Raw genomic sequence first — 20,030 nt, 5'->3', positions numbered from 1 at the left:
TGATCAGGCCCGATCACATCACGCGATAGTTCGGGCTTTCCCGCGTGATCTGAACATCGTGCACATGGCTTTCCTTCAGACCCGCGCCTGTGATTTTGACGAAGTTGCAGTTCTTTCGCATCTCGTCCACCGTCGCACATCCGGTATAGCCCATCGCCGCACGCAAGCCGCCGACCAGTTGATGGACAACTGCGCTGGCCGATCCCTTATAGGGCACCTGCCCCTCTATCCCCTCAGGCACCAGCTTGTCGTTGGCCGCGTCCTTCTGGAAGTATCGGTCCGCCGAGCCACGCGCCATTGCGCCCAAACTTCCCATGCCGCGATAGGATTTGAACGAGCGACCCTGATACAGGATCACCTCACCCGGGCTTTCATCGGTGCCCGCAATCATCGAGCCGACCATGGCGCAAGAGGCTCCCGCCGCGATTGCTTTGGCAAAATCGCCCGAGAATTTGATACCGCCATCCGCAATTACAGGAACGTCACCTGCCGCGGCAGCACAATCCATGATTGCCGTCAGCTGAGGCACCCCGACACCCGCAACCATCCTTGTCGTACAGATGGAGCCCGGTCCGATGCCCACCTTGATCGCATCCGCGCCAGCATCAATCAGCGCCTTGGTCGCTTCGGCGGTGGCAACATTGCCTGCAATAATCTGCACCTCATTCGACAGCATCTTGGCGCGTTTCACCGCATCCAGAACCCCTTGAGAATGGCCATGTGCAGTATCCACAACGATAATATCGACGCCGGAATCCACCAGTTGCTCGGACCGTTCAAAGCCGGCATCACCCACAGAGGTCGCCGCGGCCACCCGCAGACGACCCAGGTGGTCTTTGCAAGCAGTGGGGTTCAGCACGGCCTGTTCAGTGTCTTTCAGGGTCAGCAGGCCGGTCAGTTTGCCACTACCGTCGACAACCAACAGCTTTTCGATCCGGCGGGCCCGCATCAGGCTTTTGGCTTCTTCCAGATCGGCGGGTTCTTGCAGCATCGCGAGGTTGTCCGAGGTCATCATCGCCTTGATCGGCGTATCGTCCGAGGTTGCAAAGCGCATGTCCCGGTTCGTCACGATGCCGACGACCCGCCCGTCGCCGTCAACGACAGGGAAACCGGTGAAGTTATACCGCTCGACCAAAGCCTGCGCATCCGCCAGTGTCTGATCCGCCCGCAGCGTCACCGGGTTGTAAACGATGCCGGATTCGAACCGTTTAACCCGGCGAATCTCGCGCGCCTGTTCTTCGACCGAAAGGTTCTTGTGGACAACACCGATACCCCCGGCCTGCGCCATTGCAATGGCCATGCGCGCCTCGGTCACCGTGTCCATCGCCGAGCTGAGCAGCGGAATGTTCATGGTAATCTCACGCGTCACGCGCGTGGTGGTATCTGCCGTAGCCGGAAGCACTGAAGATGCGCCCGGAACCAGGAGAACGTCGTCGAAGGTGAGTGCCTCACGAATCTGCATCTGAAAACCCCATGCAAAAGCCCGTTTGGCGGTGACCCTATTACATGGATTTCACCCGAGGGAAAGCCCTGAACCCAAGTTGTTTTTCCATGCGGGGCTTTGCCGCGCCCGAAAACGACGCAAGCGATGCAAAACGTGCCGCTGAATGCCCTTTCCCTTTTCGCTCAAACCCATATCTTCCGCGGCATACGCGCGAATACAAAGGCAGGCCTTTCATGACCACCGATCCTCTTGTCGTCTTCACCCCTTCCGGCAAACGCGGGCACTTTCCCATCGGCACGCCGATTCTGACCGCAGCACGTCAGTTGGGCGTTGATCTGGATTCGGTCTGCGGCGGGCGCGGCATCTGTTCCAAATGCCAGATCACCCCCAGCTATGGCGAGTTCCCCAAACACGGTGTCACCGTTTCCGAGGACGCCCTGAGCGAGTGGAATGCGGTCGAGCAGCGTTATGACGACAAACGCGGTCTGAAGCCGGGTCGCCGACTGGGCTGCCAGGCGTCGGTACAGGGTGATGTGGTGATCGACGTCCCACCCGAAAGCCAGGTCCACCGTCAGGTCGTCCGCAAGGCCGCAGCTGCGCGTGCGATCATCATGGACCCGGCCACGCGGCTCTATTTCGTCGTGGTGGAAGAGCCTGACATGCATTCCCCTACCGGCGATCTGGAGCGGCTGGAACGCGCCCTACGCCAGCAATGGAACATTGAAGCCGTCACCGCTGATCTGTCCCTGATGTCCAAGCTGCAGCCCGTGCTGCGCAAGGGTAAGTGGGAGGTCACCGTGGCCGTCCACAAAGGCCACAAGGATGACGTGGCCCGTATTGTCGAAATCTGGCCCGGTCTGCACGAGCAAGGCCTGTATGGTCTGGCCATCGACCTTGGCTCAACAACCATTGCGGCGCATCTGACGGATCTGGAAACCGGTGAGGTCAAAGCGTCGTCGGGCCTGATGAACCCTCAAATCCGCTTCGGCGAAGACCTGATGAGCCGCGTTTCATACGCCATGATGAACCCCGGCGGCGATCAGGAGATGACGAAGGCCGTGCGTGAGGCGATCAATGACCTGACCACTTCGATCGCCGAAGAAGCCGGAATCGACGCCGCGCTGATCGTCGAGACCGTGTTTGTGTGTAACCCGGTGATGCACCACCTGCTGCTGGGTCTGGACCCGGTCGAGTTGGGGCAAGCCCCGTTTGCGCTGGCCACGTCCGAAAGCATGTCCCTGCCCGCGCGCGAGATGGACCTGACCGCCATGAACCCGCGCGCGCAGGTCTATATCCTGCCCTGTATCGCAGGCCACGTCGGCGCGGACTGTGCCGCCGTCGCCCTGTCCGAAGAACCCGGCAAATCCGACGACCTCGTTCTGATTGTCGACGTCGGTACCAATGCGGAAATCTTGCTGGGCAACACCCACCGCGTTCTGGCCTGTTCTTCGCCCACCGGCCCTGCATTCGAGGGTGCGCAGATCAGCTCGGGCCAGCGCGCCGCGCCCGGTGCGATTGAACGGATTGAGATCGATCCTGTCACCAAAGAACCTCGCTTCTGCGTGATCGGGTCCGAGAAATGGTCGGACGAGGACGGGTTCGATCAGGACATCGCCACCACCGGCATCACTGGCATCTGCGGATCGGGCATTATCGAAGCCGTGGCCGAAATGCGTATCGCTGGCCTGCTCGACGAGAGCGGCCTGATCGGATCCCCTGAGCAGACAGGCACCGCGCGCTGCGTTCCCGAAGGGCGCACCCATGCCTATTTGATCCACGATGCGAGCGCCGAAGGCGGACCGCGCATCACCGTTACCCAAGGCGACATCCGCGCAATCCAGCTGGCCAAATCCGCGCTCTACGCCGGTGCGCGCCTGCTCATGGATGAAATGGAGGTCGACCGGGTCGATCGTGTCGTTCTGGCCGGTGCATTTGGTGCTCATATTTCGACCAAACACGCGATGGTGCTGGGCATGATCCCTGACGCGCCGCTGGACAAGGTCTCAAGCGCGGGCAACGCCGCCGGAACCGGCGCGCGGATTGCGCTGTGTAACATCGGATCACGCGCCAAAATCGAGCGCGTCGTGCGAGAAATTACCAAGGTCGAAACCGCCATCGAGCCCAAGTTCCAGGACCATTTCGTCGCCGCCAACGCGATCCCGCACAAAACCGATCCGTTCCCCGAACTGGCGCAAGTCGTCACCCTGCCTGCGCCATCCTTCAACACCGGCGGCGGGGATGAGGAAAAGTCTGGTCGTCGACGTCGCAGGAGGTCATAGTCGCCCCAAACGGCGGAGGGCAACATGCTGACGATCAACGGAGATCAGGAAGAGTTCTGGGGCAAGTCCGAAATGGGCACGCGCTGGCTGACTTTCGAAGATCAACTGGATCACCTCTTCACTCCCGTTCTGGATCTGGTCCTTGACCGCGCCGCATTGTCCGATGGAATGCGCGTCATCGACATCGGCTGCGGCACCGGAGCTAGCGCACTGCGGGCCGCACAGCAGGTTGGTTCCGACGGCCATGTGCTGGGTGTCGATATTTCGGAACAGTTTCTGGAACGGGCGCGCAACCGCGCGGCCCGTGCCCAACATTCCAATCTGGCGTTTCAATATGCCGATGCACAGGTCGCTGATCTGGGGACAAACAACTGCGACGCCATGATCTCGCGCTTTGGAGTCATGTTCTTCTCAGACCCGGTTGCGGCCTTTGCAAATATGGCACGCGCGCTGAAGCCCGGCGGACAAATGACATTCGCGGCCTGGGGCGGTCTGTCTGAAAACCCGTGGTTCAAAATACCGCATGTCGCTGCTGTCAAACGATTGGGCCAACCTCCTAAGGTAGACCGAAACGCGCCGGGGCCGTTGGCCTTTCACGACCGCGACAGAGTCGCAGGTCTTATGTCCTCTGCCGGATTGACGGATATAAGGGTCGAGGCGATCCCCTTGATGCTCTCTGGCCCAAAGACCGTGGCGGACGCAGCCTTGTTGTGCACCCGCGTTGGCCCGGCGGCGCGGGTTGTCGCTCATTTCGAGGGCATGCAAACGGATGTCGACGCTATCGTCGATGCCGTTGCCGAAGAATTCAAAGCATACCAAACGTCCGAAGGCGTGAAGATCCCTGCTGTGATAAACCTGCTACAGGCGCGTGTGGCCCAGTGATGGACGGAAAATGGGCCGCGTAGCGCATACCGTGTTATAATAGAAAGTTTTTGTAAGTCGAAATGAATGCTGCATTTTTGGCAAACGTCGTCTGTGTCAGTTGGCAGCAGATTTTCGCAAACGATCACAACTTTAGTTCAAGTATCATATGCGTAGGGCAAAAAATATTTCGCGAAGCATCAACCACCTTTCCACACAAGAGAAATCATATGTAAGTTCCGAACTTATCATCCAGGTGGAAGATGACAGTATCTAATTGAAGCGCGGGCTGGTGCACCGTGGTCCTATCGCAATCAACTCGACGACGAGCGGCAAGACATTGGACTTAGATCTTATCCGGATATTTCGCCGCCCAACATCAGCATATATCGGTCAATTGGTTTGCATATTTACACGCATAGAAGCGATCTGTTGATAAGTATTCTCAACACTAACAAGTCGAATCCAAACGGAAACAAACAAAGATGTTCGCCGCTTGGTTTGCAAACCACGCAACAAGAATCCTTCTCAAATCACTAGTTCTGAACCTACGCCCACCAGCTTCTGTTCAAACCAACAAATGACCTGCAATCAATCCAAATCAAGATTTTGAAGCTTAGAATAAAGGTACTCACCTATTGCCCGTGAACCGAGCGCGGTAGTGTGGATTGGATCATAGAAATCCATCGCTAGGTTAAACTCAATTTCTGTCAAAAGATCGAGGCAAATGGCACCCAGTTTCTCACACTCTTCCATTTGTGCTTCCGCCAAAGCACGTTCAATCCGATAGAAATCGACACCGTTCAATGTTTGAAATTCTTCCGGTAGTTGCTGACGAACCAATTCGAAGAAATCTGGCTCGTATTTGGCGATGCCAAAAATTTTCCCATCGCGACGGTCCCATCGGGCACTTCTCTGCGTGACAAAAATCGGCTCTGCACCGAATTCACGGGTCATTCGGTCTAATTCAGAGATGCGCTCGGCGTAGCTATCCAGTGAAGTACTGAAAATATCAGACAAAGGGGCAGAAATCAGCGGCTCTGTTACAAGAGGTTCGTGATCAGCGATATTCGTCCTGTTTAGTTCGTTAAGTGCATGTTCTTCAGAAAGAGCAGTTCTCGATATTCTATACAATTGATAGAATATCGACTTGTCTTTGATAAATGCCTTCAGATCGTTATAGGTGCTATCTTCCAGCGCAACCACATCATACGAAGATTCAGGCTCAGACTTGAGAAGATCGTTTATTCCAACATAAAATAGCACGTAGCGTGCACTGAGACCTGGTATTTTATTAAACCAGGACGTGAAGTTGGCCATATGCCCGAAGGTTGACTGACCATCAATACCTGCATTGGCGATCGAAACATCCTTGCCATCATCAGCAAACAACTCGCGCAGGGTGGCTTGATAGGTCTCTGAATCGTCAATCCATCTCTGATCGGTCGTGGAACCGCCAACCGTCAAAATATCAATTTCTGATACGTCCCCCTCCAATCCACGAAATCCAAATGAGTCACGGGTATACGTGATCGTAGATTTACCGACGTGAACTGGATTATCTTGTACATTTTTGAAGTTTCTAACCTGGGTGAACTTCATCATAGCATGCTTCTCAGAGAACCAAGTTCCAAATAGAAGTTCTGCCGCAATCAAAACAAGTCCAATTAGCAAACCGTTAACTATAATTACTCTAAACAAATTATAACTCCGCGTAATTCGTTTATCAGGAACAAATTATTCAAGTTGATGTTCCTTGATCTCTTCATGCAAACTTGCTCCGCTTGGTACAACACCAGATGCGCGTTTTGAGGGGCAATCCATCAGACTATCTTGGTCACGTGAAATCTCATGAAACCATATCGGCAACACCATTTGAAACCCTAGCGCCACCAATAACTGCCCGGGGCCGTTAATTGTCAACGAGTTCCAACCAATCTCTTAGAATTTAAATGATTGAAGCGAAATTCGATCAAGGATCAATGAACTCCAAGAGAACTGGCGTTGCACTTATGTGACCCTCACCCAACGACTAGTGTTTTCGTGGCTTCGACAGAGTAAAATCTTGATCCGTGTCAAAACGAAAAAGGCCGGGCGCTGGGCCCGGCCTTTCAATTTCAGCAATTCAGGATCACGCGCGACGACGACGACCACCTCCGCGGCGGCCACCACCAGCGGCGGCACCTGCTTCGTCAGGCGCTTTGTTGAACCTGATCCACTCACCGCCATGCGGGTCATTGTTGGTCAGCAAGTTCGCGGCACGGATGGCCTCCATCTCTTTGCCCGCGCGCGGCTTGGTCGAGCCAAGGCCGAACAGCTGGCAGAACGTTTCATCATCCATATCCGCAGGTAGAACGATGCCCTTGGCTTCGACCTCGGCCTTTTTCTCGGCCAGTTTCTTGGGACCGACCGGCAGAGCGACCGGGTTCATGATCGCCGAGGTCATGCCTGCACCCATCGCCATCGGCAGGAACGCATTGTTGATGCCGTGTCGGTTTGGCAGACCGAACGAGATGTTCGATGCACCGCAAGTGGTGTTTACGCCCAATTCTTCGCGCAGACGGCGGACCAGAGCAAATACCTGATTGCCGGCGGTTGCCATCGCGCCAATTGGCATGACCAGCGGATCAACCACGATGTCGTGCGCAGGGATGCCGAAATCGGCGGCACGCTCAACGATCTTCTTGGCCACGTCGAACCGCACATCGGGGTCTTCCGAAATACCGGTGTCGTCGTTCGAGATCGCCACAACCGGCACGTTGTATTTCTTGACCAGCGGCAGAACCAGTTCCAGACGCTCTTCCTCACCCGTGACCGAGTTCAGCAGCGGGCGACCCTCGGCAGCTTCCAGACCTGCCTCAAGCGCACCGGGAACCGATGAGTCGATGCACAGAGGCACTTCGACCAGCCCCTGCACCAGCTCGACAATTTTGGTCATCAGAGGCGGCTCGGTCTCGTTCGGGTTGGGGTTCGAGTTGTAAACAACACCCGCATTGATATCCAGAACGGTTGCGCCTGCAGCAACCTGAGCGATGGCGTCTTTCTCGACGGTCGAGAAATCGCCTGCTTCCAGCTCGGCCGCCAGCTTCTTGCGGCCAGTCGGGTTGATCCGTTCACCGATCACGCAGAACGGTTCGTCAAAGCCCAGAACGGCAGTTTTTGTTTTTGATTCAACGACTGTACGGGTCATGTCCGGTCCTTAGGAGTTTACAGGCTTTGCCGAAGCGCCGCCGTTTTCAATCGCCCAGTTGGCGTTGGTCTTGATACCACCCAGCGGGAAGAAGTGCACTTTGGTGATGTTGAAGTCGGGGTTCGCAGCTTTGTGGTTCGCCAGTTCGGTCAGCACGTCTGTCGGCTCATAAGGCAGCAGCAGCTTCGAGACATCCATGGCACGCTTCTGCAGAACCTTGAGCGACGGGCCGACGCCGCAGGCGATGGCGAACTTGATCAGGGTCTGAAGCTTGGCGGGGCCAGCGATGCCGATGTGAATCGGCAGGTCGATGCCCGCTTCTTTCAGACTATCCGCCCAAGCGATGATCGGTTTGGCATCAAAGGCAAACTGTGTCGCCAGCGCCATTTCGGCGTCGGTGGTTTCCGAGAACTTCTGTTTCCAGCGCAGCGCGTCGTCGACGTTCTTTGTCGAACCGTCGGGGTCAATGTCTTTGTTGCCTTCCGGGTGACCAGCCACATGCAGATGCTTGAACCCCGCCTTGTCAAAAAGACCGGTTTCCAGCAATTGCATCGAGCTGTCGAAATCACCGTGCGGGTTTGCAACCCCACCCGCCAGCAGCAGCGCCTGCTCAACCCCTGCTTCGCCCTGATACATGGAAATCCAGTTCTCCAGCGTCGCAGCGTCTTTGATGATCCGCGCCGGGAAGTGCGGCATCACGGGATAGCCTTCGTCGGCGATACGTTTGGCGGTTTTCACCATGTCTTCGATCGGTGTGGCCTCGATATGGGCAATGTAGACACGGGTACCTTCCGGCAACAACGCGCGGAAATCCTCGACCTTTTCTGCGGTACGCGGCATCACCTCGATCGAATAGCCTTGCAGGAAGGCTTCGACAGTCGGGTTCACCGGGGCCTTCGCGGCCGCATCACGTTTCTTGAAGTTCAGCAAAGCCATCGCGGCCTCCCATAAAGATTTGGGGCTCATGCCCAACCGTCGTTCGCGATCAGCGCTTTGATGCGGTCCTGATCGTATTCAGCTTCAAGGCGCACAGCTTCGGCCTCGGCAATCTCGGACGGGTCGCCCTCAACCGCAAAAGGCTCGGCCTTGCGCCATTCTGCCAGGTAGGCATCACTGTCCTTTGCGTTCACCTTCATGGCTGCCCGGTCGATGGCTTGCTCGAACCGTTCTTCCAGTTGCCGCTTGGCACCACGGCGGCCTTTGCCGACGATGACCTGAGCGGGAATGTCGCGCCAGTATACGATGGTGACGTCAGGCATTGCTGTGATTCCTTCTAACCCGATGGAGCGGTTCTAAACTTCAATGTGAGCTCGGGTCGGTCGATTTTCGACACCCGACGCTTTTCAAACGACCTTTTCGTTACGCCAGTCTTCCGGGCTTTTAGCCAATTCCTGGGCAAACACGCATAGCAAATTTCTCAATATCTCTGTGAATGCCCTTCATAAAAAGAAAAAACCCCGGACGGCATAAGCCATCCGGGGCGTTTCAAGGGTGGAAATCGGTTTAACCGACCAAACCGCCATCTTCGCGGGTAATCGCAATAATGGCCGAACGCGGCACCGCGTCACCACCTTCGGGCCAATGGCTGTTGCCATCCTCGCCCGGGTGCTGAATGCCCACAAACATGGTACGGCGATCCGGCGACCAGCTTAGGCCGGTGACCTCACATTCGTTCGGGCCAACTAGGAAGCGACGGATTTCCCCGGTGACCGGATCACCGGCCAACATCTGGTTGTTACCCTGCCCTACGAAGTCCCCTTCGTTGCCATAGTTGCCATCGGTCTGGATCCACAGCAGGCCATTGCTGTCGAATTTCAGGCCATCGGGCGAGTTGAACATGTTATCGGCATTGACGTTATCCGAACCCGCATAAGCGTCCTGATGCACGGTTGGGTTTCCTGCCAGCACGTACAGGTCCCAGCCAAAGCCCGGCGCTGTGTGGTCACCGCCGTCCGGGCGCCAACGCACGATCTGGCCATAATGATTGGCGTCACGCGGGTTCGGGCCATTAGCCGAGGTGTCGTCACCGCCAGCATTCGGCTTCACGCCACGGTTCTTGTTGTTGGTCAAACAGCAGTAGACCTCGGGTGCGTTCGGGTTGGCCGCAACCCACTCGGGCCGATCCATGGTAGTGGCCCCAACGGTCGAGGCCGCCTGACGCGTGTGGATGCTGACTTCGGCAAGTGAAGCAAGACCGGTTGTCTCAGGTGTCAGCTCCAGCCACTCACCCGTACCATCGTCGTTGAACTTGGCAACTGACAGAGTTCCGTTTTCCAGCAGAGCGTTGGTATCAACCCCAGCGGCATAAACGCCATCCGAAACGAAACGATACAGGAACTCACCCCGTTCATCATCGCCCATATAGACAACGACGCGACCATCATTGTTGACGATGGTTTCGGCATTCTCATGCTTGAAACGACCCAAGGCGGTCAGTTTGCGCGGGGTCGAGTTCGGATCGGTCGGATCGATCTCAACCACGTAACCGGCACGGTTCGGTTCATTGGGGTTTTTCGAGACGTCGAACCGGTCGTCGATCTTGGCCCAGCCATAGCCCCAGTCCTTCGATGAAACGCCATAGCGCTTCAGCTCGGCGCTGACCTCATGATTTTCATCTTCTGCCGAGAAGTAGCCGTTGAAGTTCTCTTCACAGGCCAGATAGGTGCCCCACGGTGTCATGCCGTTGCCGCAGTTGTTCCAGGTACCTTTGGAAGTGGTACCCGACGGATCTGCAGCAGTTTTCATCAGATCGTGACCTGCCGCCGGACCGGTAATGGCCATATCGGTCTGCGGTGTGATGCGGCGGTTATATGGGCTGTCCTTAACGATACCCCATGTGCCGTCGGTATTCGCAATCTCAACCACGGTGACACCGTGCGCCATCATGCCCTTCGCAACATCGTCATCCGAGGCCGCCTTGGCATCCGGATTGTTGCCCCACAGGATATCGCGGTTGGTGTATTCGTTGTTCACAACCAGCAGAACATGACCGTCATGGAAGAAAACGTCCTGCCCATCGGTGTTGTCACCAAAGGCGCGTTCCTGACTGGCGGCGGTGCCACGCGTCGCATGATCAAATTCGGGCGCGTCGGACCACAGCGGATCACCCCAGCGCACCATGACTTCGGCCTTGTAGCCAGCAGGTACAATCACGTCGTCCGCGGTGGAAACAGGGATCGCCTCGAACGAGAACCGGTCCGTCGCAGCGCGCGCACCCGATGGAATAAGCGAGCCGCCAACAGCCGTGAAGCTACCCACTGCCAGAACGCCGCCCAGAAAGCCGCGACGCGACAACGCACGTTCGACCACGCGGTCAAATTCGCATTCTTCCGGACGTGGATTCACAACTTCGTCAAATTCATCGAATGTCAGGGTGCGCTCATCTTTCATGGCAGTCTCCGTATCTGGCTGAGAGCTTGTAAGGAATCCCGATCAGGGGATCAGCACGGAATTCGCATTTCAGTATGAACTCAGTGTGACAGTCCAGGTAATTTCAAAACTGAAATCACTTGCGCGTCGGCGATACGCCGCCTAGGGTCAAACTAACTCGAAAATCGGAGGGCGTGACGAATGGCGCCCAAGCGTCCCAAAGGTGCGGGCGCGTTCCCGAAGGCGGTCGAAAGCCCCGCGCCGGCAAGACCCGATCCGGATGCACTCTATGCGGCACTGGATCTGGGAACAAATAGCTGCCGCATGTTGATAGCCCAGCCCAAGGGCAGCGGGTTTCATGTGGTAGACAGCTTCTCCAAATCGGTGCAGTTGGGCGCCGGTCTGGAACGTACCGGACGACTGTCGCGGGCGTCTATGTCGCGGACCGTTCAGGCCCTTCGGATCTGCCAGCAAAAGCTGAAACGCAACAAGGTCAAGCGCATGCGCCTGATCGCAACCGAGGCTTGCCGCCGAGCCAAGAACTCGCGTGATTTCATCCGGCAAGTGCGACGTGAAACCGGCCTGACGCTCGAAATCATCCAGCCCGAGGAAGAAGCGCGTCTGGCCGTGATTTCCTGCGCACCTCTGGTGTCCACCAAGACCGAACAGTTGCTGGTGGTAGATATCGGCGGCGGCTCGACCGAGCTGGTGTGGATCGACATCTCATCCGTTCCGCGCCGCGACCGTCCGGCGGCGATCATGCGGTTGCACAATGGCTTCCACACCGCCGACAGCCCCTTCCCTGCTGCCAAGGTCGTCGACTGGATCAGCGTCCCGCTGGGTGTTGCCACCTTGCGGGATCAGTTCAATGACGTCGAAGACGATGCTGCGCGCTTTGCCCTGATGAGTTGGTTCTTCGAAGAGAACCTGGCTGACTTTGCGCCTTACAAGGATGAGCAAGCCCGCGAAGGCTTCCAGATCGTCGGCACCAGCGGCACGGTCACCACCGTCGCGGCCTCTCACTTGGGTCTGAAGCGTTATGACCGAACCAAGGTCGATGGGCTGCGCATGACCAGCGATCAGATCGACAAAGTGATCCGCGGCTATCTGGAGCTCGGCCCTCAGGGACGGCGCAGGGATCCCCGGATTGGCGATGATCGGCAGGCCCTGATCATGTCCGGCTCGGCCATCTTGCAGGCACTGCTCAGATGTTGGCCCACCGATCGCCTTTCGGTGGCAGACCGCGGCCTGCGCGAAGGCTTGCTTTACGCACAGATGAGCGCGGACGGTGTATTGGAAGACGGGCCATTCTGATTGCTCACAGACGCCTTTACAGTAGTTGCCATCGCCTACCGTACCAGCACCGCTGCAACTGCAATCTGCTCACTCGAAGCTGCGGGTTTTGACGTTTTCAGCCCGGGTTTCAACTTGGTTAGCGTGGCTCCGCACTGGTCTTGGGCGATTGGCGGCATCCATATTGCCGTACCAAACTCTCAGGCTTCGGAGGCCCGGGATCTGATACGCAGCTTCGAGCCATCAACACGGGATCGGCCATCTTGTACTGCTCAGATAATGAATGGTGCGGGTTGGTTGGCGTTTGGCATTTCTTCACCATGGCCAGACCTGCTAGTGAGGGACTAGCGTCGCCTTGCCACTCATCCAGCAAGGCGGTATGGACGGTCAGCTTTCAGGAGATCAATCACATGGCGAAGACACCGAGTGGAAAGAACATCTCGGGTCGCGGGCAACGTGACCTGAAGGTTAAGGTCAAAACCGCGCGCGGGCGCAAGCTGAGTTCGACCCGTTGGCTCGAACGGCAGTTGAACGACCCATATGTAAAACGCGCGCAGGTCGAAGGGTATCGCGGACGCGCGGCCTTCAAGATATTGGAACTGGACGACAAATTCCGGTTTCTGGTGCCGGGCGCTCGCGTGGTCGATCTGGGCTGCGCCCCCGGCGGCTGGCTGCAGGTCGCGGTCAAGCGGGTCAACGCGCTGGGTGAGAAAAGCGGAAAGCGTATTGGCACCGTTCTTGGGGTCGATCTGCAAGAGGTCGAACCAGTCGCAGGCGCAACCGCCCATGTGCTGGATTTCATGGAAGATGACGCCGATCAGAAAGTCAAAGACTGGTTGGGCGGCAAAGCGGATGTGGTGATCTCGGACATGGCCGCAGCCTCGTCGGGTCATAAGCAGACTGACCATTTGCGGATCATGGCACTGTGTGAAACCGCTGCCTATTTCGCATTCGACGTGCTGGAAGAAGGTGGCACTTTTGTTGCCAAGGTTCTGGCCGGTGGGGCCGAAGGGGATCTGCAGAAGCTGCTGAAGCAGAAATTCACCAAGGTCGCCAACGTCAAACCGCCGGCATCCCGATCGGACAGCTCCGAGAAATTTGTGGTTGCTACAGGCTTCCGGGGCTGAACGTCAGTCGAGATCGATCCTGCCCTGTGCCAGACGCTGTTCGCGCAGAGAAGCCGCGGCGATGCCTTGCAGCAACAGCGCCTCACCATGGTTGATATCCACGGGCTTGCGCGCGCGCAGTTCCTCGATCCTCTGATCCAGAGTTGTGTTCCGCGTACCAGACAATTGCGGCGGACGTGTTGCTGAACGATCCGACATAGCTCACCTTTAGTTTCAAGGGTGAGTTTAGTGAGACAATGAGCCCGCATCGTGGCGGAAATCGGTCTGTTCGATGCCGGTCATTGCGCCAGTTCGCTCGCCAATTGGCGCAGGATTGGATCTTCGGGAAGCACCTCAAGGCCCTCAGCCAGAACATCCAAAGCAGCCTGTCGGCCGCGGTTGATATGCGCGAGTTGGACCAGCATCGGCCAAGCCTCGGCGCGCTGGGGATCCAATAAAACAACTTCGCGGAAAGCCCGCTCTGCCGCCGGTGCGTTGCGTAACGTCAGTGCGAGGCCGCCCAGAACCAGATGGGTTTCGGGAAAGTCCAAACGATTGGACATGCTGCGCTGCCAGTCTGCCATACCCTGCTGTGCATTGGCGTTCTGCTGAGGAGTGAGGGCTTGAGGCGGGATCGGCAGGAACTCTTTCGCAGTGGCGATGCGCACGTTGCGCAAGGGGTCCGACAAAAGGGGTTCCAGCCGCGAGATACGCTCAGCCAATGGAGCTTGTCGTTGCAGAACTACCGCGTTGGCACGCACCAAAGGGTCAGGGTCGGTCAGGGTCGGCATCAACGCCTCGGCTAAATCAGGCGAAGCAAAGGGTTGCAGCAAGTAAAGAGCCGTGGCTCGCACGACACCTGCCTGCTGCGTATTCAGAGCAATCACCGTCAATGCATCAGGGTTATCCAGTTGGCCACCGGCGGCATCCGCAAACGTTGTTCCGTAGTGTGCTGCCCTGTGTGTGGCCTCGGGAAACCAGCCTTCGATCTCTCGCGCGGCCCAGGGTTGATCCTGATCCGTGTGACAATCGGTACAGGCATCGACCCCAAGCCCCAGATCAGGTCTCGGGATACGAAAACTGTGGTCACGGCGGCCATCGACGCCCATATAGACCCGCTCGATCATGTGGCAGCTTTTGCACTGGGCCCCCTCCGACTCCTCGGCATGATGGTGGTGGTCCGGAGTGTCGTACTCGGCCTGTCGCAGCGTTGGAAATTCGGGATTGCCCGCGGGCGAATGACACTGCGTGCAGACACCATTGCCCTCGGCTTTCAGGTCGGCCCGGTGGGCATCATGGCAATTCATGCAGCCCACGCCGCGCGCATACATGCGGGATTGCAGGAATGAGCCATAAACATAGACCTCATCCAGTATCTGCCCGTCCGGATAATATTGGCCCGGGCGCAAAACGGCGAGATTGTAAGCGTCATGATAGGCGGTTCCAGGCAAGGGATTGCCGTCTTCCAAGGCCTCGCGCCGGGAATGGCAACCCGCGCATTGTTGAATCTCAGCCTCGGTCTGGCCCCTGCCCCAGCTCATGGAGAACCCAAACTCGGTCAGCCCATCGTTCAGTTCTTTGCCTGTGACCCATTCCAGATGCGCAGACCCTGGCCCATGGCACGCCTCACACCCGACACCAATCTCAGCCTGTGTCGAGGCGTAGGTTCTGGTGACAGCATCATAGTTCTTCACATACCCGGTCGCGTGACATTCAGCACAGCGCGCATTCCAGTTCTTATATGGCCCCGTCCAGTGCAAACCGTCATCCGGCGGCAAGTTCTGATCGGGGTAGAGATGGAACCAACGGCCCTTTTCCGTATCCCAGACAACATCGAAACTCTGCAGCCTGCCGGGTTCTGTTTCGAACAGATATTGCTGCAATGGTTCGACGCCGACCACAGAATGGACAGGATAATCCGTGGTGGTGCCATCCTTTTCGGTCACCTGCGCGCTGAATGTACCGTCCTGATCGCCAAACGTGACCGTCATCCCGTCATGTTCAAAACCGGAGCCCGCAAAATCCGCCGAAACCTTGCCATTCGACACATCGGTCCAAGCAAGGGCGTGGTGCGAGCCTCGCCACGCTTTGGCCTCCTCCTGATGGCAATCGGTGCAAGCTTCGGATCCGACATAATCCTGCGCCCAACTGGTCTGAGCCATCACCAACAGCGCGGCCGCCGTCTGGACAACTCTCATCCGTCCTCTGCCTTTTTCAGATCGATCAGCGCGCCATTATACTCCGCGCCAAGGATGAGCATCGCCGAGCAGAGATAAAGAAAAATCAGCGCCGCCATCGCACCTGCCAACCCGGCATATGTCGCGCTGTAAGATGCGAACTGAGCGATATAAACAGAAAACCCCCAACCGCCCGCGGCCCAAAGCGCCAACGTCAGCACCACCCCCGGCAGAATCTGTGCCAGACTGTGGCGTCGTGTCGGCAGAACCAAATGCGCCAAAAAGACCGTCCCCACCGGCACTGCGACAGTGAAGGTCCAGCGCAAGCGGTCGACCGACAGCCAGTTATCGACATCTACGGCCGTCGTCTCGGATACCAGACGCGTGTAGACCGGTAACACCACCTCGACCGCCGCGATGGCGAGGATTGCTGCGCCGCCGATGATAACCAAAGCAAAACACAACAGCCGCGTTTTCCAGAACGGCCAGCTGTCATTATCGTGATAGGCCTGCGTCATTGCCTTGCGCACGGCTGCGACGCCGTTCGAGGCAAAATAGATCGCCAACAGACCGCCCAGAGTAATTACGCCCGACCCGGCCCCGGCCAACACCGCGCGCAGTTCTGCAATAATCGGGTCGGCGACATCCTTGGGCCACGCGCCAAAGATCAGTTCAATCAGTTCATCCGTCACATAACCCTGCGATAACGCCCCCGCCAGCGCCACAGTGAACAGAACGAATGGAAACAGCGCCATCATCAATGACATAGCGACATGGCTGCTCATGACAAAGCCGTTCTTGTCATTGAACCGCCGTACCGCAAGCCAGAGGCCTCGCACAAACTGGCCGGAGGATGGAATCGCAATACGTGACATTTTCTGACCCTAACCTGCCTTCCCGCCACTCTGAACTGCCAATCTGTGCGGTTCTGTGAATTTTCGCGCGTAAGCACCTGCGCGGATTGCATAAACCGGCCAGCCCGTGCAGGATCGTTCGCAACGCACAGCAAGGTTATCCAATGAACCCCGATGACAACCAGGCTCGGCCCCGTCTTCAACTGGGCGTACTGCGCGACATTGCGATTGTCGCCACTCTGGTCGTGCTGGGCCTTTATGCGGGGGCCAACTTTCTGGTGCCGCTGACCATGGCTCTGCTGGTCAATGTCCTGATCATTGCGCTGAGCGATCGGGTCATCGCCCTGACCCGCGCGCCGATCTGGCTGGCAAATATCGCTGGTGTGACGGTGGTTTTGGCGGGCTTGTTCATGATCATGTACATCCTCGGCAGTCAGGCCACGCAGTTCGCCCGCTCAATCAATACCTATGAAAGTCAATTCGACGGCGCCGTGAACAGGATCACCGGGCTTGTGGGCAATGATGTGACCAGCTTTATCCGGGACAATCTGGTCAGTATCGACATGTCCTACGTGGCGCGCGTGTTGTTGGGCAGCGCAACATCCCTGCTCAACCAGTTCTTTCTGATCAGCCTCTATGTGGCCTTTCTGATGGCCGAGCGTCTGGCCTTTCGCAAGAAAATCCAACTTGCAGCGGGTAGTCCGCAGCTTGGGGCGGATCTGGCTGCGGTGCTGGATGCGATCTCGTTCAGCCTGCAGCGCTATGTTGGAGTGAAAACCCTGATCAGCCTGATCACAGCCACCATCAGCTATTCCATTTTCAAGCTTTTGGGGCTGGAATACGCAGAGACCTGGGCCGTCCTGACCTTCGCCCTGAACTTCATTCCATCAATCGGTTCGATCATCGCTGTGATCTTCCCGGCCATGATTGCGTTGGTGCAATTCGAGACTATCGGGCCCTTCCTCGTGATCGTACTGGGCTGCGGGACCATCCAGTTCGTGATTGGCAACTTTCTGGACCCTGCCATGCTGGGCCGTTCGCTGAACATGTCGACCTTCCTTGTGATCCTGGCGCTGACCTTCTGGACAACGGTCTGGGGCCTGATTGGCGCGTTTCTGAGCGTGCCGCTGACGGTCTGCATCCTGATCATCTTTAGCCACATCCCGGCCTTACGTCCCGTCGCGATCTTGATGTCGCTGGACGGCAGGCTAGGTGAAGACGGCGATGCACGAGCCACAAAATAACCAATGCGCCGCCCTATATTCATAGGGTCCGAGATCTATCGGAACTCGACTTATGGCGCGAAGCATCCTCTGGCGATCCCGCGCGTGTCCACTGTGATCGATCTGTGCCAGTCATTAGGGTGGCTCGATTCGGAAAACTACAGGGTAAGCCCATGCGCCAAACCAAAGGCGCTGCACAGGTTTCATGCACCGGACTATATTTCGGCGCTGCAACGGGCGGAAAAGACCCAGTCGGTCACTGACGATGTTAAACGCAAATATGGGCTGGGAACATTGTCCAACCCGGTCTTTGCTGAGATGTATCGACGCCCGGCAACCGCCGCCGGTGGGTCCATGCTGGGCGCAGAACTGATCCGCGACGGAGGGATCGTCTTCAACCCGGCCGGGGGTACCCATCATGGGATGGCCGACCGGGCCAACGGATTTTGCTATTTGAACGATCCCGTTCTCGCAATCCTCAGGCTACTTGATCTGGGGCTGGAGCGAATCGTCTATGTAGACATAGATGCGCATCACTGCGATGGAGTCGAGGCTGCCTTTCACGGCTCGACCAAGGTGCGGATGATCTCAGTGCATGAGGCCCGCAGATGGCCCTTCACGGGACAGCTGGAAGATGACGCGGGCGGTGCCGCCTGGAACCTGCCCGTTGATCGCGGACTGAACGACGATGAGTTTCAGGCCATACTGGACGAGATGATCCTTCCGGTAACTCAGGCATTCCACCCGCAGGCCATTGTCTTGCAATGCGGCGCTGATGCGGTGGTCGAAGACCCCTTGTCCCGGCTGGCTTTGTCAAACAATTCACATTGGCGTGCCGTCGCCGGCCTTCAGGCCCTGACGTCCCGATTTCTGGTCCTCGGCGGTGGCGGGTATAACCCATGGTCCGTGGCACGTTTGTGGAGCGGGGTTTGGGCCACCCTGAACGGGTGTGACATTCCATCAAACTTGGGCGAAGATCAGCAAACGATCTTGGATGGCCTGTATTGGAACCGAAAACTCAGGCAGAAAAGGCCAAAGCATTGGTCAACCACGCTGCGTGATCCTTGTAGCCCGGGACCTATCCGCGAGCAGATTACGAATGATATTCAAAAACTCATAAACCGGAATTCCTAGTGGCCCGAACGCCGTCGTCCTGATAACAATTTAACATCACTTGAAAATCCCGAGTCTCGGCTTTCGCAGACATCTGGTTGCAAAGCCTGCATATCGGGCGGTTACGGGATATTCTTTATGAGCGCACTCAACCAGATCATGGATCTCAGATCCCTTATGGGCCAATCGATCATCGGTCAGACCGAGGTCATTGATCGCCTGCTGATCGGTCTTCTGGCAAATGGCAACCTTTTGATCGAAGGCCTGCCTGGCCTGGCCAAGACGCGCGCGGTCAAGGCAATGGCGAAGAACATGGATGCAAGTTTTAGCCGCATTCAATTCACGCCGGACCTGTTGCCCTCGGATGTGACCGGAACCGAGATTTTCCAGCAAACCGATACAGGGGGTGAGTTCAAATTCGAACCCGGACCCATCTTCGCCAACATCGTTCTTGCGGATGAGATCAACCGAGCACCCGCCAAAGTGCAGGCCGCCCTGCTGGAAGCGATGGAGGAGCGGCAGGTCACCGTTTCCGGCACCACCCACAAGATGGAACCCCTGTTCATTGTGATTGCGACGCAGAACCCCATCGAGCAGGAAGGCACCTACCCTTTACCTGAGGCTCAGATGGACCGGTTTCTGATGCATGTGCAGATCACATATCCCCCGGTTGAGGACGAAGTGGAAGTGATCCGCCTTGTCCGGAGTGAAGAAATCGCTGCTGCCAAAGGTGGGTCCGCTGAAACCCCCGCAGCCATTCCGCAGGATGTTGTTTTTGCCGCCCGTTCCGAGATTGGGCAAATCCACGTCTCAGACGCGATGGATCGCTATATGGCCGACCTCGTACAGGCGACGCGCACGCCCGAAGCTTTAAGCCCGGAACTTGCGAGTTGGATTGAGATTGGAGCGAGTCCGCGTGCATCGCTGGCGCTAGACAAATGCGGGCGCGCGCATGCCTGGATGAACGGTCGCGATTATGTCGATCCTGCGGACATCCGCGCCATTGCGCATGATGTATTTCGCCATCGCGTGACCCTTAGTTTCGAAGCCCAAGGATCGGGAAAATCCGCGGATGATGTGATCGCAGAACTGTTGCGCTTGGTTGCATTGCCCTAGTCACC

General features: G+C 57.2%; 16 protein-coding genes. 7 read left to right on the top strand and 9 right to left on the bottom strand.

Annotated features, from left to right (window positions below; all coding sequences use genetic code 11):
- Positions 1-13 precede the first annotated feature (13 nt).
- On the bottom strand, positions 14-1,462 hold the full coding sequence (gene guaB / locus ACR0AZ_RS04810; RefSeq protein ID WP_480469757.1) for an IMP dehydrogenase: 1,449 nt from the start codon (positions 1,460-1,462) through the stop codon (positions 14-16).
- Between the two features lie 215 nt (positions 1,463-1,677).
- Between guaB and ACR0AZ_RS04805 the strand changes: the two genes are divergently transcribed.
- Positions 1,678-3,723: an ASKHA domain-containing protein gene (locus tag ACR0AZ_RS04805; RefSeq protein WP_480666894.1), complete on the top strand. Its 2,046-nt coding sequence runs from the start codon at positions 1,678-1,680 to the stop codon at positions 3,721-3,723.
- Positions 3,724-3,747: 24 nt separating this feature from the next.
- Positions 3,748-4,605: a class I SAM-dependent methyltransferase gene (locus tag ACR0AZ_RS04800; protein WP_480666893.1), complete on the top strand. Its 858-nt coding sequence runs from the start codon at positions 3,748-3,750 to the stop codon at positions 4,603-4,605.
- A 570-nt stretch (positions 4,606-5,175) separates the two neighbouring features.
- Here ACR0AZ_RS04800 and ACR0AZ_RS04795 read toward each other — a convergent pair.
- The 5 genes from ACR0AZ_RS04795 to ACR0AZ_RS04775 form a co-directional block, all read right to left on the bottom strand.
- Positions 5,176-6,189, bottom strand: coding sequence for a hypothetical protein (locus ACR0AZ_RS04795; protein ID WP_480666891.1), 1,014 nt, complete (start codon positions 6,187-6,189; stop codon positions 5,176-5,178).
- A 526-nt stretch (positions 6,190-6,715) separates the two neighbouring features.
- A complete protein-coding gene (locus tag ACR0AZ_RS04790) occupies positions 6,716-7,774 on the bottom strand; it encodes a methyltetrahydrofolate cobalamin methyltransferase (protein WP_480469752.1) in 1,059 nt (352 codons plus the stop codon).
- A gap of 9 nt (positions 7,775-7,783) precedes the next feature.
- Complete coding sequence (locus ACR0AZ_RS04785; RefSeq protein ID WP_480667139.1) at positions 7,784-8,710, bottom strand: methylenetetrahydrofolate reductase; 927 nt, start codon at positions 8,708-8,710, stop codon at positions 7,784-7,786.
- Positions 8,711-8,736: 26 nt separating this feature from the next.
- Complete coding sequence (locus tag ACR0AZ_RS04780) at positions 8,737-9,033, bottom strand: virulence factor (protein WP_480469750.1); 297 nt, start codon at positions 9,031-9,033, stop codon at positions 8,737-8,739.
- A gap of 244 nt (positions 9,034-9,277) precedes the next feature.
- Positions 9,278-11,164 (bottom strand): PhoX family protein, encoded by a 1,887-nt coding sequence (locus tag ACR0AZ_RS04775; protein ID WP_480666889.1) that lies wholly within the window; start codon positions 11,162-11,164, stop codon positions 9,278-9,280.
- Positions 11,165-11,344: 180 nt separating this feature from the next.
- Between ACR0AZ_RS04775 and ACR0AZ_RS04770 the strand changes: the two genes are divergently transcribed.
- Positions 11,345-12,457 carry a Ppx/GppA phosphatase family protein gene (locus tag ACR0AZ_RS04770; RefSeq protein WP_480469748.1) on the top strand — a complete coding sequence of 371 codons (1,113 nt, stop codon included), beginning with the start codon at positions 11,345-11,347 and terminating at the stop codon, positions 12,455-12,457.
- A gap of 389 nt (positions 12,458-12,846) precedes the next feature.
- Entirely contained in the window at positions 12,847-13,563 is a 717-nt protein-coding gene (locus ACR0AZ_RS04765; RefSeq protein ID WP_480469747.1) for an RlmE family RNA methyltransferase, read from the top strand.
- A gap of 3 nt (positions 13,564-13,566) precedes the next feature.
- Here the strand turns inward: ACR0AZ_RS04765 and ACR0AZ_RS04760 are convergent, their stop codons facing one another.
- The 3 genes from ACR0AZ_RS04760 to ACR0AZ_RS04750 all read right to left on the bottom strand — a co-directional run bounded on the left by ACR0AZ_RS04760 (position 13,567) and on the right by ACR0AZ_RS04750 (position 16,594).
- Complete coding sequence (locus tag ACR0AZ_RS04760) at positions 13,567-13,761, bottom strand: hypothetical protein (RefSeq protein ID WP_480469746.1); 195 nt, start codon at positions 13,759-13,761, stop codon at positions 13,567-13,569.
- A gap of 80 nt (positions 13,762-13,841) precedes the next feature.
- Positions 13,842-15,740, bottom strand: coding sequence for a multiheme c-type cytochrome (locus ACR0AZ_RS04755; RefSeq protein WP_480666888.1), 1,899 nt, complete (start codon positions 15,738-15,740; stop codon positions 13,842-13,844).
- Positions 15,737-16,594: a YihY/virulence factor BrkB family protein gene (locus ACR0AZ_RS04750; RefSeq protein ID WP_480666887.1), complete on the bottom strand. Its 858-nt coding sequence runs from the start codon at positions 16,592-16,594 to the stop codon at positions 15,737-15,739. The genes ACR0AZ_RS04755 and ACR0AZ_RS04750 overlap by 4 nt, the downstream gene beginning before the upstream one ends.
- 143 nt (positions 16,595-16,737) lie before the next feature.
- Here ACR0AZ_RS04750 and ACR0AZ_RS04745 point away from each other — a divergent pair, with 143 nt between their 5' ends.
- The 3 genes from ACR0AZ_RS04745 (at position 16,738) to ACR0AZ_RS04735 (ending at position 20,025) form a co-directional block, all read left to right on the top strand.
- Positions 16,738-17,817 carry an AI-2E family transporter gene (locus tag ACR0AZ_RS04745; protein ID WP_480469743.1) on the top strand — a complete coding sequence of 360 codons (1,080 nt, stop codon included), beginning with the start codon at positions 16,738-16,740 and terminating at the stop codon, positions 17,815-17,817.
- 3 nt (positions 17,818-17,820) lie between these two features.
- Positions 17,821-18,930, top strand: coding sequence for an acetoin utilization protein AcuC (locus ACR0AZ_RS04740; RefSeq protein WP_480666886.1), 1,110 nt, complete (start codon positions 17,821-17,823; stop codon positions 18,928-18,930).
- Positions 18,931-19,047: 117 nt separating this feature from the next.
- On the top strand, positions 19,048-20,025 hold the full coding sequence (locus tag ACR0AZ_RS04735) for an AAA family ATPase (RefSeq protein ID WP_480666885.1): 978 nt from the start codon (positions 19,048-19,050) through the stop codon (positions 20,023-20,025).
- Positions 20,026-20,030: the final 5 nt, after the last annotated feature.

The organism is Ruegeria sp. BE3 (assembly GCF_056538865.1).
Note: the sequence above shows the minus strand (reverse complement) of the source record. Positions and strands in the feature narration are given on the sequence as shown.

Coding starts and splice junctions, on each gene's coding strand:
- guaB (WP_480469757.1), bottom strand. CDS start 1,462: ATGCAGATTCGTGAGGCACTCACCTTCGACGACGTTCTCCTGGTTCCG.
- ACR0AZ_RS04805 (WP_480666894.1), top strand. CDS start 1,678: ATGACCACCGATCCTCTTGTCGTCTTCACCCCTTCCGGCAAACGCGGG.
- ACR0AZ_RS04800 (WP_480666893.1), top strand. CDS start 3,748: ATGCTGACGATCAACGGAGATCAGGAAGAGTTCTGGGGCAAGTCCGAA.
- ACR0AZ_RS04795 (WP_480666891.1), bottom strand. CDS start 6,189: ATGATGAAGTTCACCCAGGTTAGAAACTTCAAAAATGTACAAGATAAT.
- ACR0AZ_RS04790 (WP_480469752.1), bottom strand. CDS start 7,774: ATGACCCGTACAGTCGTTGAATCAAAAACAAAAACTGCCGTTCTGGGC.
- ACR0AZ_RS04785 (WP_480667139.1), bottom strand. CDS start 8,710: ATGGCTTTGCTGAACTTCAAGAAACGTGATGCGGCCGCGAAGGCCCCG.
- ACR0AZ_RS04780 (WP_480469750.1), bottom strand. CDS start 9,033: ATGCCTGACGTCACCATCGTATACTGGCGCGACATTCCCGCTCAGGTC.
- ACR0AZ_RS04775 (WP_480666889.1), bottom strand. CDS start 11,164: ATGAAAGATGAGCGCACCCTGACATTCGATGAATTTGACGAAGTTGTG.
- ACR0AZ_RS04770 (WP_480469748.1), top strand. CDS start 11,345: ATGGCGCCCAAGCGTCCCAAAGGTGCGGGCGCGTTCCCGAAGGCGGTC.
- ACR0AZ_RS04765 (WP_480469747.1), top strand. CDS start 12,847: ATGGCGAAGACACCGAGTGGAAAGAACATCTCGGGTCGCGGGCAACGT.
- ACR0AZ_RS04760 (WP_480469746.1), bottom strand. CDS start 13,761: ATGTCGGATCGTTCAGCAACACGTCCGCCGCAATTGTCTGGTACGCGG.
- ACR0AZ_RS04755 (WP_480666888.1), bottom strand. CDS start 15,740: ATGAGAGTTGTCCAGACGGCGGCCGCGCTGTTGGTGATGGCTCAGACC.
- ACR0AZ_RS04750 (WP_480666887.1), bottom strand. CDS start 16,594: ATGTCACGTATTGCGATTCCATCCTCCGGCCAGTTTGTGCGAGGCCTC.
- ACR0AZ_RS04745 (WP_480469743.1), top strand. CDS start 16,738: ATGAACCCCGATGACAACCAGGCTCGGCCCCGTCTTCAACTGGGCGTA.
- ACR0AZ_RS04740 (WP_480666886.1), top strand. CDS start 17,821: ATGCGCCGCCCTATATTCATAGGGTCCGAGATCTATCGGAACTCGACT.
- ACR0AZ_RS04735 (WP_480666885.1), top strand. CDS start 19,048: ATGAGCGCACTCAACCAGATCATGGATCTCAGATCCCTTATGGGCCAA.